Source organism: Bacillus sp. RC251, assembly GCF_044908765.1.
In the GTDB taxonomy this organism is placed as follows: domain Bacteria; phylum Bacillota; class Bacilli; order Bacillales; family Bacillaceae_G; genus Bacillus_A; species Bacillus_A wiedmannii.
The window spans coordinates 20210-38327 of record NZ_JBIYDP010000015.1; the positions used below are offsets into that span (position 1 = coordinate 20210).

An 18118-nucleotide genomic window follows, 5' to 3' on the forward strand; every position below is an offset into this window, starting at 1 on the left:
GAGATCTCTATATAATCAAAATTGATTCATACAATTGGTACTTTTAGATCGGAAGTAATAAAAAGCGATTTATTATTTTTGGCTACTATCAAAATGCCTTCAAGAATGATATCCTCCCGACTTATCCAGGGGATTTTTAATAGACATAGAATCTAAAACTCTATTTGTATGTATATTCTCAACGTTAGAATCAACAATTGTTAATGTTATGTCAATATGCGTTAATGATAAATTGATAGGACACTAGCATTAACAGACAACAAACTCTATTAACATGTCAATCTCAGGTTATATATCAATGATAAATAAAGAGAAAACTGTTTTTTTTTGATGCTAATAAGAAACTATTGATTGTATGAAGTTCTTGCTATAACTATAGTACTTTTAGAGTGTTTTTTGATATTTCGATAGAAATCAGTTGTGGCAGATAAATTTTAACTAATGCAGATTTTGAAATCCTCAGATCTGCTTCTATGCGCGCTTTAACTTTTTAATTGTTAATGTCATATTAATATTAAACGAAAATTGTTGATATAACATTAACAATTTAGATGGCATTTCTCTCTACGCTTAACTTTATAGACTATATGTCAATGATAAACAAAGGATGAAAAACATTGAATTGCTGTCGTCATGTATTATTACGATTAGATTTTAACTTTTTTTGATAGTGTGAAAACATTTTCTAGGATAGATCATCACTAGATTCACTTCGAGCAAACCACCACAGAAGAAAATTCTCACCAATATAGATTTTGAAATCTTGAAGACCATAAATACTTCTTCTTTTTGGACGCCTTATTGTTAATGTCATATCAATATCAATTAGAATAATATTGACAACAAAAGGAAATAGGTACTTAACATGTTAATCTCAGGTTACATGTTAATGATAAATAAAGGGAAAACTATTGATTTTTTGGGTGTTACTAATAAGAAACTATCAATTATATGGAATTTTTGTTAGTTCCTTATCACGATTATAGTACTTTTAGAGTGTTTTTTGATATTTCGATAGAAATCTGTTGTGGTAGATAAATTTTTAACCAATATAGATCTTGGGTCTTCGAGATCTGTATTTTTGCGTATTTCAACTACTTAATTGTTAATGTTAAATGTAAATTGTTGATATAAGATTAACAATACAGATAGTATTCCTTTCTATGTGTTGTTTTTTAACTATATGTCAATGATAAATAAAGGATGAAAATCATTGAATTGCTGTCATCATTTATTACCCAATTGAATTTTTAGCTATGTTTTGATAGTGTCAATTCATCCTAGAAAATGTTTCGACACTAGATTCACTTAGAGAAAACTACCACAGAAGACAAAATCCAGCCGATATAGACTTTGAAATCTTGAAATAAATAAACATTCCTTCTTTTTAACACCATATTGTTAATGTCATGTCAACCTTAATCAGAATGGTGTTGATAACAAAAGGAAATAATCACTTAACATGTTAATCTTAGTCGACATGTTAATAACAAACATGGGATAAAAAATCAGTTATCTTTTCAGCGGTATCAACATGAGATTGATAGTTTTATGTTGTTTCTTTTTATATCTTACTAGCATTGAAATATTTTCAATGCTAGTTTATTAATTAACATACTTCCGTAAAATCTGTTTCAATGGACTAATGTTCAACTAATATAGATTTTGAAGTTTAGATAGGTATAAACATTTTTGATAAGTATCCGCTTGTTAATGTTAATCGGTGAATACTAGTGATAAAGTTGGCACGCTTCATTTAACATGTTAATCTCACTTGATATGTCAATGTCAAATATGGAGAAGATGTATTGATTTTCTGTGGATATTGACATGAGATTGATAATTATATGGTTGTTTACAAAAAAACATTATGGTAAACAGTAATGCGTTTAATAGCGCAATTAATTGGTTAGTAGGGAATATACTGTATCAAAAAAATTCAGCAGAGAAACATTAATCAACCGTTAATAACGGGGATCCTTATAGCTTGGTAAATATAGATTGCTAAAATAGCATCTGATTCTGAAGAAGTTCTCGCTTCAAAGAGCCCAAAAGGGGTTAAGGAGTGAGATGCTCATGTATAATTATGGTGTGAAGTTTAATAAAATCTGGAAATTATTTGATTAAATTGATAATTTTTAGTATATTCTTATTATAGCTTGTAAATTTTTTTATTTTCTAGTGATTACATAAAGCCCTTCGGGTTACGGATTAAATTACACGTTTGTGTGGTATTTAACCTCCGTATCCCAAAGGGCTTTTTTATTTGATTAAGGAAAAAGGAGATATGTGATGTCAATTGAAAGGTTAGCAGCAAGTAGAGTATTAAGACCAGTGAGAAGCATGAATAAGGGGCGTAATGAGAGATGGTTTGAATATTATAGAACAACATGCCCTATATGTGGTAAGCAAGGATGGTGCATGGTTAATGATTCTGAAACCAAAATAATATGCGGACGAATTTCATCAGAAACAAAATTCGGGGAAGCAGGCTATTTACATATAGTAGCTGAAGATCAAAAAAGGGGATATGACTTTTCTCAAGATCAGATGATTAAGGAACATAGGAAGAAAAATGATTACACCCTTGATATTATTTACACTTTATTCCTAGAATTTCTAGACGTGCGAGATGAACATATTAAAATGTTAAGGGGATCAAAACGCAGGATTACAAGAGAAGTTATAAATGTTAGAAATTACAAAAGTTTTCCTCTTAAACCTTGGGATACTACGAAAGAGCTAATAAAAAAAGTAGGGGGGAAAACAAGCTATATTTTTGGAATTCCAGGATTTTATGCAAATGAAACAAAGGATGGAAGATATTTCACGTTTGCAGGAAGGAGAGATTCTTTATTAATACCGCAGAGAAATATATATAATCAGATATGCGGTTTTCAATGTAGAATTGATAATCCTGAATATATGACAGTTGTAAAAAATCATAATCCAAGCTTTAAGGCAGAAGTTATTGAGCGACCCAATACCATAGAGGTGACCTATAAAATCAATGGGAAGATAGAGTCTATATTTAAAGGTAAAATCGATGTTAAAGAATGGTATGAAATTAATTATGAGGGTGAAAAATTAGGTGAAGTACAATTAAAGTTAGAAAGTAAATATATTTGGATCAGCTCAGGTGGAAAATTCCATGGAACAGGAGTTGGGAACCCATTGCCAATACATGTAGCAGTACCTAGTCGAGAGTTGAAAAATTGGGAACGTGGAGAATTAATAAAAAAGAATAATGTATGGATTTCAGAAGGGAGTCTAAAGTCTGATATTGCTGCAGAAAACTTAGACGAGCTTCTAACAAATGAGGAAAAAGTAATGTATGGTACCACAGTTGTATCAATACCTGGGGTTAAAGTATGGAGAATATTAATTGAACCATTAAAAAAAATGGGAGTTAAACAGGCGACGTTCGCTTTAGATATGGATATGATTACAAATTCAGATGTTCAGCGGTCGTTATTAGAATGTGCGCAAGCGCTTTATCAAGAAGGGATAAGTATTAATTATGCAAGTTGGGATATTAATCTTGGAAAGGGGCTAGATGATTTATTGTTAAACGATTATATTCCAGCAATAGAGAAAGTGAGATAAACGCTATTTAAATTATAATAAGTTAAAAAACATATTAATAAGCGATAGAAATGATTAATTACTTTTTTACACCATAACTAGAATGATTGTTTTTTTATAGGTAAATTTATTTTTTACTCTTTCTAAACGGATGTTTTGTATAGAAGAATACAAAACATCCATCATTTTATACGTGTTCTTGATAATCATTAGGATTTAATTTGTATATATAATTAGTTTAATCATAAGGAAATGATGGATATTTTAATATATCGGTAATTTTTTTAAATTTTTAGAATAATTTATTTTACATTTTGTTATAATCCTATATCATATACATACAGGATAAATTTGGAAGAGTTTTAGGGACGAAGTTTCGTATCTATGTAATATCGATAGTAGTTTTTAATTACTAAATAATACTATTCATGTATACGAGGTGAAACAAATGGGGAGACGGGTAAGCGAGAAGAAAACGAAAGAGCAGTTTTTATATGAAAGAAGAAGACAATTAGAAATAATGGAAGGCATTGGTAGCATCTGCAAAGGATGCGATATTTATATAGAATTGAGAAAAACGAAAGCACATAAAGAAGTGGCCAATACATGCGCAAGGAATTGTAAGTTGATTAGTAACGTACAAAAGGAGACAAAGATGTTTTTAGAAACCATTCGTTAAAAATGAGAAGGGAGGAATAGGTATGAAACAATCATATAGCAGCTTGAATCGCGATGATTCATTAAATAAAACTATAACACAAGGTTCTACTGCAAGAAGTATTAAGCCAATGGCTAATCTAGAAGGAAACACTTTTGAAATTAAGGGAATTGGGAATTATAAGGTACTATCAAAACAAGAAAGTTTAAAATTATTTCAGCGGTACAAACATGGTGAAAAGGATCTACGTGATTATTTGTTTCATGTGAATGTAGGACTAGTATTATCTATTGCAAGAAAGTACAAAAACAAGCACCCTGATATAGAGTTTGATGATCTGGTTCAAGAAGGTAATGAGGGAATGTTACGGGCAATGGAAGATTTTAATCCGGCTTTAGGTTATTGCTTTTCCACGTACGCTTTTTGGTGGATACAAAAAAGCATGTTAGGAATTATATGTAAAAAAAAGTCTGGGCCTTTTAAAATCCCTAATTCTGTGAATCAATTTAATTTAAGATATGTCGAGTTAGAAGATAAATATCTACAAATGTACAACAGAACCCCTTCAGTGGAAGAAGTAGTAAAAGAGTTAAATGTAACTAGCGAAACAGTCATTAGGCACAACGTATATTATAAGCGAGCTACTACTATGACTTTGGATATAGATACAATAAATGAAGATATAGGTATATCAAATCCATTCTATGATGATAGTTCAGCAATTCCGTCAACAAATGAGATGGTAATTGAGGACTTAAATTACGAGATATGGTTAATATTTGATGAAGTATTAAACCCAAAGCAAAAGATGGTACTAAATCTATGTTTTGGTCTTCTAGATGGTAAAGTGTATTTGCATAAAGAAATTGCAAAAGCACTTATGATAACAACTGAAAGAGTGTCACAAATAAAGGATGAAGCAATTAAAAAATTGAAGAAATGTGACTATAAAGATGAAATTTTTAATCTACTACATGAAAAGTTGAAAGTAATGGATGAACTTAATATGGCGTGAAAATATATATTCGTATTTATCGGAATATACAGTATAATGAGCGGGTTGTATCTTTTTCTATCTAAAATCTGGATACAAAGTGATGTATTAAGGGTATAACATGCACTTCGAACTTCTCACCACTTAACGTCCTTACGGACTGTTTGAAGTGGGAGATTCCTGCGAACACCGATGTATCCACCGGTTATCTTAGCATGCTCTGCCCGTAGTCCCTACAGTGAAAACATAAGTATCTTGTACGTTGACTTACCACGTTTCCTACTTTAGCTTGGTTTTCGCAAATTCGGCAAACGTGGGGCGCAAGAACGTTGAAGATATGAGGTTGGTTGCAACATTTTTCTGCAACCAACCTCATATCTTCAGTTTTCAAAGAGCAATCTGTACAAGTATATGGTAGTAAACATGTTGGCTTATGCCAAGCGACATTCATCTCCCGCCTAAAATTGGTGTTTCATACTCTCACATTTTAAGGAAGGAGTTTTCTGCCGGAAAACGATAAACTCAATAGATGATAAATAAAAAAGGATAAATGGGTGCTACCTATTTATCCTTTTTTTATTTATCATGCTTAAAAAAATAATATTATCTCTAATTTTCCTTAGTTTTTCTGTAGAAATATCTCATGATTAATTATGAAGGATGAATAATTTAATTACTCTCATTAATGAGGTACCGATAGAAAGGAGGCCATTGTTGTTATATGCAAAATAATAGAAAAAGAAACGTAATTAAGGAAAGGATTAGACAAGAAAAAGAACGACGAGAACGATTACTAGCAGAGGAAGAAGAACAATATGAAGATATCTATAAAGATCCAATAAGTGAGCAAATACAAAAAGAGTATTTAGAACAACCGCAGAACCAACGTGAAGAAAGTGTAAATGTAAATTTACCTAAAAATGAATCTTCAAATAGTAACCCAGCTCTTGATTGGATTACTACAATTCAAAAACAGGCAGGCACTTCTGAAAATGATTTAAAAATAGAAGAAACGGAGGAAGAAGCAAGGGAACTTGAAGAAGCGGAAGCCCGTAGAAAAGCAGAAGAAGAAGCGAGAAAACAGGCAGAAGCGGAAGCCCGTAGAAAAGTAGAGGCAGAAGCAAGGAAACTTGAAGAAGTAGAAGCCCGTAGAAAGGAAGAGGAAGAAGCAAGAAAACAGGCAGAAGTAGAAGCCCGTAGAAAAGCAGAGGAAGAAGCAAGGAAGCGTGAAGAAGCGGAAGCGCGTAGAAAAGCGGAGGAAGAAGCAAGAAAACGTGAAGAAGTAGAAGCGCGTAGAAAAGCGGAGGAAGAAGCAAGAAAACGTGAAGAAGTAGAAGTACGTAGAAAGGCAGAGGAAGAAGCAAGGAAGCGTGAAGAAGCGGAAGCGCGTAGAAAAGCGGAGGAAGAAGCAAGAAAACGAGCAGAAGCGGAAGCCCGTAGAAAGGAAGAGGAAGAAGCAAGGAAGCGTGAAGAAGCGGAAGCGCGTAGAAAAGCGGAGGAAGAAGCAAGAAAACGAGCAGAAGCGGAAGCGCGTAGAAAAGCAGAGGAAGAAGCAAGAAAACGAGCAGAAGCGGAAGCGCGTAGAAAAGCAGAGGAAGAAGCAAGGAAACAGGTAGAAGCACAACGGAAGGAAGAAGAGAAAAAACTTGAGGAAGTAAGAAAAAGAAGACTAGAGGAAGAAAAGAAAATAAAAGATGCACAAAAGAGACAAAAAATAGTTGTGGCTAAAAGCGAACCCGAAAGTGATGAAATTAATTTAAATAATGAAAGAAATCAACTAAATGAAACTAAATTTAAACAAGAAGAGAAAGTCGCAATCGATAAAAAAGGAATCTTAAATAATATGAAAAAATATAAGTACGCTATTATAGGAGTCGCATCAATTGTTTTATTAGTAGTAGCAGGATTTGCCTTTAGTAATATGAAAAATTCACAGGCTGCATCTGCAAATAATGTAAATAGCTTAGAAGTTAATGCGAATCTAATAAATGGGTTAAGGTTATCTGCAGTTCAAAAATATCAAGATGCTGCCTTGGAATTTGATAAAGTCGATTATAAAAAATTAGGAAAAGAAGATAAAAAGGCGGTTTTATTTACGTATCTATTAAGTGGTAAAGCACAGAAGGCAATTGACTTAGAACAAGATTTTGCAGAATCAGTAGTTTCATATTATATAGCTGTAGATAATTTGAAAAAAGTAAAAGAATTAAAAACAAAAAATCCACTAATTAATTTTGAAATTGCTGCATTAGATAACAAGCATGAAGAAGTTATCAAATTAAGAGATCAAGTACCACTAGATGGCAGAAGAGAAGGGATTATTGTTAATAGTTATTTGAAATTAAATAAATCCGAGGAAGCTAAAAAGTTTGCTCAAAAGGTTGGAAATAAAGATTTACTCGAAAAAATTAATAATTCTACACCTAATAGTTCTGCTACTTCTGTAGCAACTATAAGTGCAGGTTAGGTAATAGGGAGGAATTGATTGTGCCTTTAGATTATTCGAAAATTTTAAAGAAAGTGTTACTTACGACTACTGTAACTACCTTAAGTGTTGGGGTAGTTACAGGCTGCTCACTGTTTTCTTCTGAAAAGAAGAGCACTAAAACAGCATCAGTATCTAAAAAGAAAAAGGATAGTGAAAAAGAAAAGAAAAAAGATGAGAAAAAAGAAGAAAGTAAGAATGAACCGACTGAAAATCTAAATACTAATGATTTTGATGAAATCATTGATAATGCAAAACGTAGCTCTGACCAAAATTTAGCCGGTATCATTGAAAATAACAAAGCCAAAAAGAAATTTGATGACTTAACAGATTCAATTGCAACTGCAGCTATAAACTCAGATCGAAACTTAGCGTCAGTTATTGACGGTGATAAATCAAATAATCGTTTTTCAGATTTAAATACTTCAATAGCATCAGCAACAAACAATCCTTCTGTCTCGGATAATAAGGATAGTAAGAACTTTGTATTTGGTGGCGATCTAAATATTAATGATGGTGTAGCTATTGCAGATAACTCAATACCTCCAATTAATAATGATAAAAAGCCACCTACTTCTGGTAACACTAGTGGCGAGGAAGTGAAACCGCCAACAGGTGGTGAAGGTAATCATGGAGGCGGTACAAAACCACCAACAGGCGGAGATGGTAATGATGGTGGAGGCGTTACAAAACCACCAACAGGTGGAGATGGTAACGATGGTGGAGGCGGTACAAAACCACCAACAGGCGGAGATGGTAACGATGGTGGGGGCGGTACAAAACCACCAACAGGCGGAGATGGTAACGATGGTGGGGGCGGTACAAAACCACCAACGGGCGGAGATGGTAACGATGGTGGTACAACAAAACCAGAAAAGGATACAGTGGCACCAGTAATTACAGCGAAACAAGGTGTAACTGTTTATGTAGGAGATAGTCTAAATGCGGGAGATTTAGTAGAAGTAAAAGATAATAAAGATGCAAACCCAGTAGTAACAGTGGGAGCGTACGATACAAGTAAAGCAGGGGAAATTCAAGTAACAGTAACGGCAACAGATGCATCAGGAAATAGCTCAAGTACAACAGTAACCGTCAGCGTAGTAGAAAAAGAAGAAGAGAAAGATACAGAAGCACCAGTAATAACAGCGAAACAAGGTGTAACCGTACATGTAGGAGATAGCTTAAATGCAGGAGATTTAGTAGAAGTAAAAGATAATAAAGATGCAAACCCAGTAGTAACAGTGGGAGCGTACGATACAAGTAAAGCAGGGGAAATTCAAGTAACAGTAACGGCAACAGATGCATCAGGAAATAGCTCAAGTACAACAGTAACCGTCAGCGTAGTAGAAAAAGAGGAAGAAAAGGATACAGAAGCACCAGTAATTACAGCGAAACAAGGTGTAACTGTACATGTAGGAGATAGCTTAAATGCAGGAGATTTAGTAGAAGTAAAAGATAATAAAGATCCAAACCCAGTAATAACAGTGGGAGCGTACGATACAAGTAAGATAGGGGAAATTCAAGTAACAGTAACGGCAACAGATGCATCAGGAAATAGCTCAAGTACAACAGTAACCGTTAAAGTAGTAGAAAAAGAAGAGGAAAAAGATACAGAAGCACCAGTAATTACAGCGAAGCAAGGTGTGACAGTACATGTAGGGGATAGTCTAAATGTAGGAGATTTAGTAGAAGTAAAAGATAATATAGACCCAAATCCAGTAGTAACAGTGGGAGCATATGATACAAGTAAGCCAGGTACAATATCAGTTCAAGTAACGGCAGCTGATAATGCGGGTAACAGCTCAACTGCAACGGTAACAGTAAAAGTAGTAGAAAAGGAAGAAGAGAAGGATACGGAAGCACCAGTAATAACAGCGAAACAAGGTGTAACCGTACATGTGGGAGATAAATTAAGTCCAGGAAGTTTAGTGAATGTAAAAGATAATAAAGATTCAAATCCATTAGTAACAGTAGGAGCATATGATACAAGTAAGCCAGGCGCAATATCAGTTCAAGTAACGGCAACCGATAAGGCAGGAAACAGCTCAACTGCAACAGTAAATGTGGTAGTTCTTGAGAAAGAAAAGCCAGAGCAAAAAACAGCTGAAACAACATTTAAAGAACAAGGTAATGGATTACTTGCAGCAAATTCTAATGATGTAGCTAAATAGGTTTTTACCAAAATGATAATATGGTAAAAGTAAAGGATCTCAACTACTAGTAGGGATTCTTTTTTTATTAATTAATATACGGAAAATTCTATTATTTTATCTTGTAATGGATTTATACTATTTTCTTAAAACTTCCCAAGTCTATTGAATGGCTTATAGCGTAGAACCGCCTTGCCTTCTATATTATTCAAAGGTATAAATCCTATTTCTTTAAATCTGCTGTCTAAACTTTCCTCACGATTATCTCCTAATACAAAAATTGTATCATTCGGAACCCTATCGAAACCGTAATTACTTTTTAATGAAAAATCAGCTGTCTTACCTTTTGAGTATAGATCTTTTACCACAAGTCCATTTATATAAAGCTGTTTTGATTTATCATTTTAGCCAAGAAGACTCCTTCCTCAAGGAACGCGAAGTGAGTAGGTGGGAGATGAATTGGCTTTGGACAAGGGATGGCAGAAAGCCATCTTAATTGTTCAACATACATAAACTGTTACTCCACTACCCACCGAATGTATGTTTGTTGTATAATAGAGTCATATCGAAATGGGGGTGAAATGAATGATGATCAATAAAGCATATAAATTCCGTATCTATCCAAATAAATCACAAGCGGCACTAATCAATAAAACGATTGGTTGTTCTCGTTTTGTATTCAATCACTTCCTATCTCTATGGGATCATGCATATAAAGAAACAGGAAAAGGTATGACATATGGTACATGCTCTGCGAAACTTCCTACCTTGAAGAAAGAGTTTGTTTGGCTAAAAGAAGTGGATAGTATTGCGATTCAGTCGTCTGTTCGCAACCTTGCGGATGCTTATACACGCTTTTTCAAAAAACAAAACAGTGCCCCGCGTTTCAAATCTAAGAAGAACAACGTACAATCTTACACCACAAAACAAACAAATGAAAACATTGCCATTGTAGAAAACAAAATGAAATTGCCAAAACTAGGTCTTGTTCGATTTGCCCAAAGTCGTGAAGTAAAGGGACGTATTTTAAATGCTACGGTTAGACAGAACCCTTCTGGTAGATACTTTGTGTCATTGTTAGTTGAAACAGAAGTGCAAGAACTTCCGAAAACAAATTCTTACATTGGAATGGATGTGGGACTAAAAGATTTCGCCATTTTATCAAATGGAAAAATCTATAAAAACCCGAAGTTTTTTCGATCATTAGAAGAGAAGTTGGCAAAAGCACAGCGTGTTCTTTCTAGAAGAATGAAAGGATCTTCTCGCTGGAATAAACAACGGTTAAAAGTAGCTAGAATTCATGAATACATGACGAATGCTAGAAAAGATTACTTGGAAAAAATCTCGACTGAAATCATCAAAAACCACGATGTTATTGGTATAGAGGATTTGCAAGTATCGAATATGTTAAAGAATCATAAGTTAGCAAAAGCGATTAGTGAGGTATCATGGTCACAATTTCGAACCATGTTGGAATATAAAGCAAAATGGTATGGCAAACAAGTCATTGTCGTATCGAAAACATTTGCTTCAAGCCAATTATGTTCTTATTGTGGGTATCAAAATAAAGACGTTAAAAATCTAAACCTACGTAAATGGGATTGCCCTTCTTGTCATACACATCATGATAGGGATATTAACGCAAGTATTAATCTAAAGAATGAAGCGATAAGGCTTCTAACCGCAAGGACTGCGGGGTTAGCCTAATAAATTAGAGTTCAATAGAACTCTTTACTTAGGAATCCCCCACTTCTAAACGAAGTGAAAGTGGGGGTAGTTCAAATTCTATTGTATCTCCAGGTAAACCAATTACTCTTTTTATAATTGTTTTATTATTAGAAGTGTTTTCTAGGGGGAATTAACAACAACTATATCAAATCTTTGAAGATCTTCTATTGAATGGGTGAGGTGATTAATTAAAACCTTGTCATTATTAAATAAGGAGTTTTCCATAGAAACTTCAGAAACCTTATATGGAAAAAAAAACGAACTGTCTTAGTAAAAGTAAAGTAACGCCAATTATAAATATTAATATTGGAAAAACAGAAATTAGACGTTTTTTCAATTTAAGATCAAACTCCATTCTGAAGGTTTATAATATGCATCATAACATAGATTTAACGGATTAAATATTCTGAATATTGTTGTTTTTGTAGGTGTAATTTGTTAAAATTAAGTATACCTTTTTTAATTTCAATTTTTTATATCTATAACTACTATAGCCCTTTCGGGGTTTCGATTTTCAAAGATAGTTTAAGTTTTTTACTTTTACTTTCTTTTTAAACATAACTCCGAAAAGGGCTTTTTTGCGTTTTTTGGAGAACATCACATTGTGAAAGGATGAAGATTAAGAGATTATTTTTAGTGTTAGGCGTTTTAGCTATGATGTTTGTTTTTTATAACACCTTATAAAGGATGAACCTCAAACAGAAGCTTTAACACCAATCAAAGTAGAAAATTTGAAAGAAAAAATTCAATACGATTATTTGTTTGAAAATGAATTATTGCAAAATGTGATTAATGACTTAGGAGGGCAATTCAAATTAATATTTGATGATATTGATAAGAATGGCCACTTAACCATTTATCAAAATAAAAAAGAACTAGAAATGTTTTTAGGAAATCATGTAACTACTGCAGAATTAGCTGATGAATTTACATCAGACTATTTTAGTACAAATAAGAATTACAAAGTTACTTATAAAAGTAAACCAAGTCTATTTAATTATGAAAAACCAAGAACTGTTACAAAAGTAAAAAAAGGATTATTTTTGGTAAAACAAAACGACTTAATTCTGGAATTTAAATATGTACCAGAAATAAATGGATTTCGAGTTTCTGAGATTACATATTTAAAATAAGAAAATATCGGGGGATTTACTATGTTATTACAAATCAGAACTGTTATTGCTGATGCATTAAGAATTGATGAAGAAGTGAATGGTTTTTTGAAGTATTGTGCTAATCATGGAAAAATAGTTGGAAAAATAACACCAAGCGGATTCATAGAACGTGAACAAGGCCAACCGCTTTTGGTTATGGTAATCGAATATGAAGAGAAAAATTAACTGTAGTTATGAAAAAGGTGAGGATTAATTCCTTGTCTTTTTTATTTTCTAAGAAAGGTGAATATATCGAGTATGAAAATAATAAAAAAATGGCCGTCTTTAATAACAAAGAATTCTTTGTTAGAAATGAATAATCGAGAATCAGATGTGGCGGATTTAATGGTCCCATATTATTATTTCTTATTTAAGCGTAAGGTATTGTGGTTAGTACGTGAGACAGGAACTCGAATAATAAACTTATACAACTATGAAAATGAAGAGGATAAAAAAGTAGCATTTGAGATATTGGAATTCTATACTCATCAAAATTGTAGTGTAATCTACAGCATAATTGATGGCAAATTAAAAAAAATAAATAATAATCAGGCTTTCGAATTATTAGAAAGTGTAAAAGTATCGAAGAATTTGATTTGTTAACTTGAGAAAGTTAAATAACAGAATAAATTTTCTGAATTTAAAGATAAAACAAACTTCAATGTGATATAATTTAGTTGCATTTTTTTCTTTTTCTTTTTTATATCACTAATTACTTATAACCTTTCGGGTTAATGAAATTACACAAAAAGGAACTTTATGTTACTTTATTTCATTGTGTAAACAATTCATTTTCCTGGAAGGTTATTTGTTTTTTGCCTGAAAGGGGTGATGCTATGTTATAGCAACTAATTATTAAATAGAAACTGCTGCTGCAATGTCAAAAGTTTTACGAAAAGGGGTGCATATTATGTTGGTTACAGTAATTGTGTCAGTTGTGGCTGGTATGGTCTCAGGATTGGCTAGTCATTACATCACAAACAAAAAGTTTTTGTTGCCTCGTAAAAGCAAGCTTGCATTTCACCCGGGTTTCTTGGGAGAGATGTTTGTAGGCAGTATTGCTTCACTCGTTGGTGTTGCAATGTTTAACCCTGAAACAATGATGGATATTCTTAAGGTGAGTATTCTTGCTGGGATTTCAGGGCAAGCTTTCCTGCTGCACAATCGCTTGGCAACGGAACAAGTAAAAACCGACGAGATTCAGTCGATTTCAAAGAAATTGAACGAACTCGAAAAAAAGAATAAGGAATAATAGAGGAGTAATCTGGTATAAATAGAAATAGAGAGATGAGGAGATTTGGTTATGTAACGGCCAAATAAAGAGAGTTGAGTTGAGGTGAGCCCGATGTCTCGAAAGGAAGTTTTTGATTATCTAGATGATCAAGAAAAGGAAGATTTAGCAGAATGGACAGAAGAGCTTAAAAATGCTCAATCTACGAAAGCAGTTAAACTTTATTCAAGTAAGATAAAGGAACTGCTAGGAAAGATTGAACAACGAATGATTAGTTCAGGAGAGGAAGCAGCGACGGTTAGCTTCTAATTGAATAGCAAGAAATAGAAAAGCTGGTGGGGGATTTATCCATCAGCTTTTCTTTATTATTAAAAAAATTATGAGGAGTGTTTACTATGAGTACAGATTTATTACAACAATTATTAGAGGTTGATCAAAAAGCAAGAGAACAAGAAAGAATTCATTTAATACAAAACTTTTTCAATTTAGGTGTTTCAATTAAAATCATAGCGGAAGCAACTTCAGTAAGTGTAGAGGATGTAAAAAGAATAATTAAATAGTAAATGTATAAGGTTAAAAAATTGTTTAATGCCCTATTTAAATATAAGTATTGAGTCAATGTATTCATCTCAAAGCGTAAAAAAAAGACACAATGGATAGTGTCTTTTTTACGTTGACATGCTATGAAAGAAAATGTAGTTATTAATCAAAGTTTGTTGGACTCTTCTAGGTTGATATTAGTATAACATTATCATCAGTAATTTTTAATATGTTATGGTTAAAGTCATGTTTTTTCTTCCTATATATAGTGCATAATTTGAGATTGTATAATGTTTTTCCATAAATCCTCCCTCATTGAAGTAGAAGGAACATCTATATTAGGAGACAAAAAAGGAATATTTTTATAATACAACCAGATTTTATAGTAAAATAGGTCTCATGGTATAAATGTACAATTTAGATATTTGCCCAATGAACCAAATGCTTTTAGAACTGAGAAAGACCTTAAAATAAATAAGTTATATATTTTAAGACAGTAATGCTTCAAGTAGTATAAATTGCAACGTCAATAACTTAAATGATTTAAGATTTACACTATATAAAAGTTAAAGTATACGATTAAGGAAAAAAAGGATTTGCAGTGTGCTGCATATTTAGGAATTAATCTTACGTAGGGGGTGCTTATATGAAAAGCATGAAAAATGTAATATTGCTAGTAGTATGTTTCATATTTTTAAGTGGTTGTAATTCAAAAAATGAAGCTGAGGTACAAGAATATATAAAAGAAAAGCACGGAATCGATGTTGATATAACAAACTGGGGCTCAATAAACGAGAATAATTTTGGTAACACTTACCATACCGTGCAAGAAAAAGATAACAAATATCTAAAGTTTCGAGTAAAGGTACAAGGTTTCCTCTATTCATCTATAGTAGGTGATGAATACAAATATGGGGAAAAAACATATGAGGAATATAAGAAATTTCAACCAACACTAGAAGAAATTAAAAAATTAGGGTACGTGGAAATTGAAGAGGAAAATGCTCTTCAATATTTGTTAGATAATGAAAATCCAGAAGAAGGAAGCCCGACAGATGAATTGCTATTAACTTTGAAAATGAGCAAAGAGATTGACTTTAGTCAATTGGATACCGTAGAATTAGATCGTTTATATGCACTATTTCAACTCATTCAGAAGAATAATAAAAAGATAACAGAACTAGAGATTAAGGATCAAAATGGTAAATCTTTAGGTGGACCTTTTAAAAATGTACAAAATATAATAACAAAAGAAGAACTGTTATTAACAATGAAAACTACAATGTCAGATACCATAAACAAATATTGGGAAGGTTGGATTAGAACGCACACCAAAGCAGTAGATAGATTATATGAATTGCAAAATGATCGATTTCAAATTAAAGGTATTACTTATATAAGTTCGGATCATGAGGGACTTCGAGAATATATAGTGATTTTAAAATTTAATAGCGACGGTATATTTGAAAACAATCCTCCATTAATTGAGGATTTAATCAAAGTAACCAAAATACTTAAAGAAGAACTGTATAATAAAAATTATGCCATTGATTTAACCAATAAGACTGGAACATTATATACAGGTTGGTTATCATCAAAAGAAATTAAAGAAGCGAATAACATTGAAGATCTTGTAAAAGAGGGGTTTCCTACGAATTAAATGTAAAGTCCTAATTATGTTTGTTATTTGAAGTGAATGCACAATATTTCGAAGTCCCAACCCATGCCCAACTACGTAATAATTTTATAACAACCCAGGCTAAAAATCTCATGTATTTTAGATAGAAAAGGGCTTATATTTTCGTTTTGAAGCATTTACTTTTCATAGCTTGCTGGTGATGTAGTGCTATCTCTTTATGTTATTATTAATTGCACTAGGAGCATAGCAACGTTATAATAATCTCTAATTACATATAATGAGGTGCAGAAAATGAATAAAACAGAATTAACAAAAGTAGTTGCGGATAAAGCAGAACTTACACAAAAGGATGCTGCTACAGCAACACAAGCTGTATTAGACGCTATAACAACAGCTCTTGCAAATGAAGAGAAAGTACAGATTCTTGGATTCGGTACATTTGAAGTACGTGAAAGATCTGCACGAACAGGTCGTAACCCGCAGACAGGTGAAGAAATGCAAATTGCTGCCTCAAAGGCACCTGCATTTAAAGCTGGAAAAGAATTGAAAGAGGCAGTGAAATAAGTATCCTAAGAGAAAAAGGATCTGATACTCATATCGGATCCTTTTTATTTGTAATACACCAATTTCTAATTTAAAGTGTAAAAGGACAATAAATCTACTGAATTTTTAAAACCAAACATAAGCATAACCCCGTTCTAATTTAAGGACGGGGTTAAAATATAGTTGTTTCTATAGTGTTTTAAGAAAAGATTGTACTTTTTAATAGACTACATGCTACTGAATTAAGTGAATAATTCTTTGTGATAATTCAACTTAAAATTCTATTCTTTATTTTTTTTCGCTGCGTAATCACCATAAAAGTAAGTGTTCTCTAACTCACCGTATTTAGGAGAAGCAATTATAGTGTATTTACCATTTTCATCAACTTCAAACAAAGCTACATTATTATATTCCGATCCCCCATTTGAATCATCTACTAACATATCTATGTTGTATATCCCTTTTGTTAATACTCCACTTTTTTGAAAGTCCTCAATTAGATCTTGGGCCTTTGGAATAGTTTTAGACATGTCAAATTTAAATAGAAAATTTACTACACCTAAATACCTGACATTATAATTTTCACGTCGGGGGTCACTTGGTATTAATGTAGGTAAAAGTTTAGTAGTATCTATCTTTTGGGTCTTTTTAAAATCATCAAGTAGTTCTTGAGAATAAATTATATTAAACTCAAGGTTGTCGTAAGGAAATACATAAACAGGACCATTCTCTACCGAAATAAATTTATTAGGATATTTCACTAATCCATATTTTTTTATGATTTGTTCAATTACTTGAACTACTTCTGGATGTTGCTCAATATATGCACCCTTGAATTGTTCAAGATAGATATCGTCACTTTCATCTTCTAAAATTTTAAAGGTATATTTTTCAATCATTAAGAATGGATACGTTCGATATGGCTTTTTCATTTCTACATAAGTTTGATGGCCAATCCCATTAAAAGTATTATCTGTCCGAATAACAGAAAACTCATCTTGTATTCCATAGTTTGATTTTAAATATTCTTGTATTGGTTGATTCAGATCATCTTTAGAGAAACTAGAGAAACATCCACTAAGAATTAGGAGTGGTGTACTTACTAAGATAACTTGAATGAATTTTTTTATACTCTTCATTTTTTACCCTACATTTCTAAAATTTTATTAATATTATAACATTTTCCATTAACCTAAATTGCTACGTTGACTTAAATACACTTCTTCATAATCTTAACGAAACAATTAATAAAATCACTCTATAATCTGGCCCAATTATTGAATAACATGACCGGTATTTTTACAACAACCCTATTATTTCTGTAGAAAAGGAGATTTCATGTGAGGGATATCGTGAAAATTTAAGAAAATTTCCAGGTTAAGAGTATGCAAATTTTTATGCGGATTTTCGA

The 18118-nt window shown here is 32.3% G+C and carries 14 protein-coding genes and 3 pseudogenes; 14 read left to right on the forward strand and 3 right to left on the reverse strand.

What is annotated here, in order from left to right; translation table 11 throughout:
- Positions 1–2292: 2292 nt before the first annotated feature.
- The 5 genes from ABH961_RS26660 (at position 2293) to ABH961_RS26680 (ending at position 9893) form a co-directional block, all read left to right on the forward strand.
- Positions 2293–3606 (forward strand): DUF3854 domain-containing protein, encoded by a 1314-nt coding sequence (locus tag ABH961_RS26660; protein ID WP_088080898.1) that lies wholly within the window; start codon positions 2293–2295, stop codon positions 3604–3606.
- Positions 3607–4033: 427 nt separating this feature from the next.
- Positions 4034–4264, forward strand: coding sequence for a hypothetical protein (locus ABH961_RS26665; protein WP_000533695.1), 231 nt, complete (start codon positions 4034–4036; stop codon positions 4262–4264).
- A gap of 22 nt (positions 4265–4286) precedes the next feature.
- Positions 4287–5258 carry a sigma-70 family RNA polymerase sigma factor gene (locus ABH961_RS26670; protein WP_098069359.1) on the forward strand — a complete coding sequence of 324 codons (972 nt, stop codon included), beginning with the start codon at positions 4287–4289 and terminating at the stop codon, positions 5256–5258.
- A 700-nt stretch (positions 5259–5958) separates the two neighbouring features.
- On the forward strand, positions 5959–7704 hold the full coding sequence (locus tag ABH961_RS26675) for a hypothetical protein (RefSeq protein WP_098137230.1): 1746 nt from the start codon (positions 5959–5961) through the stop codon (positions 7702–7704).
- 20 nt (positions 7705–7724) lie between these two features.
- On the forward strand, positions 7725–9893 hold the full coding sequence (locus tag ABH961_RS26680; protein ID WP_404520385.1) for an adhesin: 2169 nt from the start codon (positions 7725–7727) through the stop codon (positions 9891–9893).
- Between the two features lie 125 nt (positions 9894–10018).
- Here ABH961_RS26680 and lepB (ABH961_RS26685) read toward each other — a convergent pair.
- A pseudogene (gene lepB / locus ABH961_RS26685) lies at positions 10019–10270 on the reverse strand (signal peptidase I); the annotation flags it as partial.
- Positions 10271–10457: 187 nt separating this feature from the next.
- On the opposite strand from lepB (ABH961_RS26685), the gene tnpB reads away from it, so the two are divergent.
- Positions 10458–11579: an IS200/IS605 family element RNA-guided endonuclease TnpB gene (gene tnpB, locus ABH961_RS26690; protein WP_098643229.1), complete on the forward strand. Its 1122-nt coding sequence runs from the start codon at positions 10458–10460 to the stop codon at positions 11577–11579.
- Positions 11580–11649: 70 nt separating this feature from the next.
- On the opposite strand, the pseudogene lepB (ABH961_RS26695) reads toward tnpB, so the two are convergent.
- Positions 11650–11955 (reverse strand): annotated as a pseudogene (gene lepB, locus ABH961_RS26695) (signal peptidase I); the annotation flags it as partial.
- Positions 11956–12212: 257 nt separating this feature from the next.
- Between lepB (ABH961_RS26695) and ABH961_RS26700 the strand changes: the two are divergent.
- The 8 genes and pseudogenes from ABH961_RS26700 (at position 12213) to ABH961_RS26735 (ending at position 16728) form a co-directional block, all read left to right on the forward strand.
- Positions 12213–12733: pseudogene (locus ABH961_RS26700) on the forward strand (peptide ABC transporter ATP-binding protein).
- A gap of 21 nt (positions 12734–12754) precedes the next feature.
- On the forward strand, positions 12755–12940 hold the full coding sequence (locus tag ABH961_RS26705; RefSeq protein ID WP_064472998.1) for a hypothetical protein: 186 nt from the start codon (positions 12755–12757) through the stop codon (positions 12938–12940).
- 72 nt (positions 12941–13012) lie between these two features.
- Positions 13013–13357, forward strand: coding sequence for a hypothetical protein (locus ABH961_RS26710; RefSeq protein WP_064472999.1), 345 nt, complete (start codon positions 13013–13015; stop codon positions 13355–13357).
- A gap of 307 nt (positions 13358–13664) precedes the next feature.
- Positions 13665–14006, forward strand: coding sequence for a DUF4257 domain-containing protein (locus ABH961_RS26715; RefSeq protein WP_000961794.1), 342 nt, complete (start codon positions 13665–13667; stop codon positions 14004–14006).
- Positions 14007–14099: 93 nt separating this feature from the next.
- A complete protein-coding gene (locus ABH961_RS26720) occupies positions 14100–14294 on the forward strand; it encodes a hypothetical protein (RefSeq protein WP_000087401.1) in 195 nt (64 codons plus the stop codon).
- Positions 14295–14380: 86 nt separating this feature from the next.
- Complete coding sequence (locus ABH961_RS26725) at positions 14381–14545, forward strand: hypothetical protein (RefSeq protein WP_176359490.1); 165 nt, start codon at positions 14381–14383, stop codon at positions 14543–14545.
- A gap of 626 nt (positions 14546–15171) precedes the next feature.
- Positions 15172–16185 carry a hypothetical protein gene (locus tag ABH961_RS26730; protein ID WP_064473000.1) on the forward strand — a complete coding sequence of 338 codons (1014 nt, stop codon included), beginning with the start codon at positions 15172–15174 and terminating at the stop codon, positions 16183–16185.
- 270 nt (positions 16186–16455) lie between these two features.
- Positions 16456–16728: an HU family DNA-binding protein gene (locus tag ABH961_RS26735; RefSeq protein WP_001043938.1), complete on the forward strand. Its 273-nt coding sequence runs from the start codon at positions 16456–16458 to the stop codon at positions 16726–16728.
- Positions 16729–16988: 260 nt separating this feature from the next.
- On the opposite strand, the gene ABH961_RS26740 is transcribed toward ABH961_RS26735, so the two are convergent.
- On the reverse strand, positions 16989–17846 hold the full coding sequence (locus tag ABH961_RS26740) for a hypothetical protein (protein WP_088123259.1): 858 nt from the start codon (positions 17844–17846) through the stop codon (positions 16989–16991).
- Positions 17847–18118: the final 272 nt, after the last annotated feature.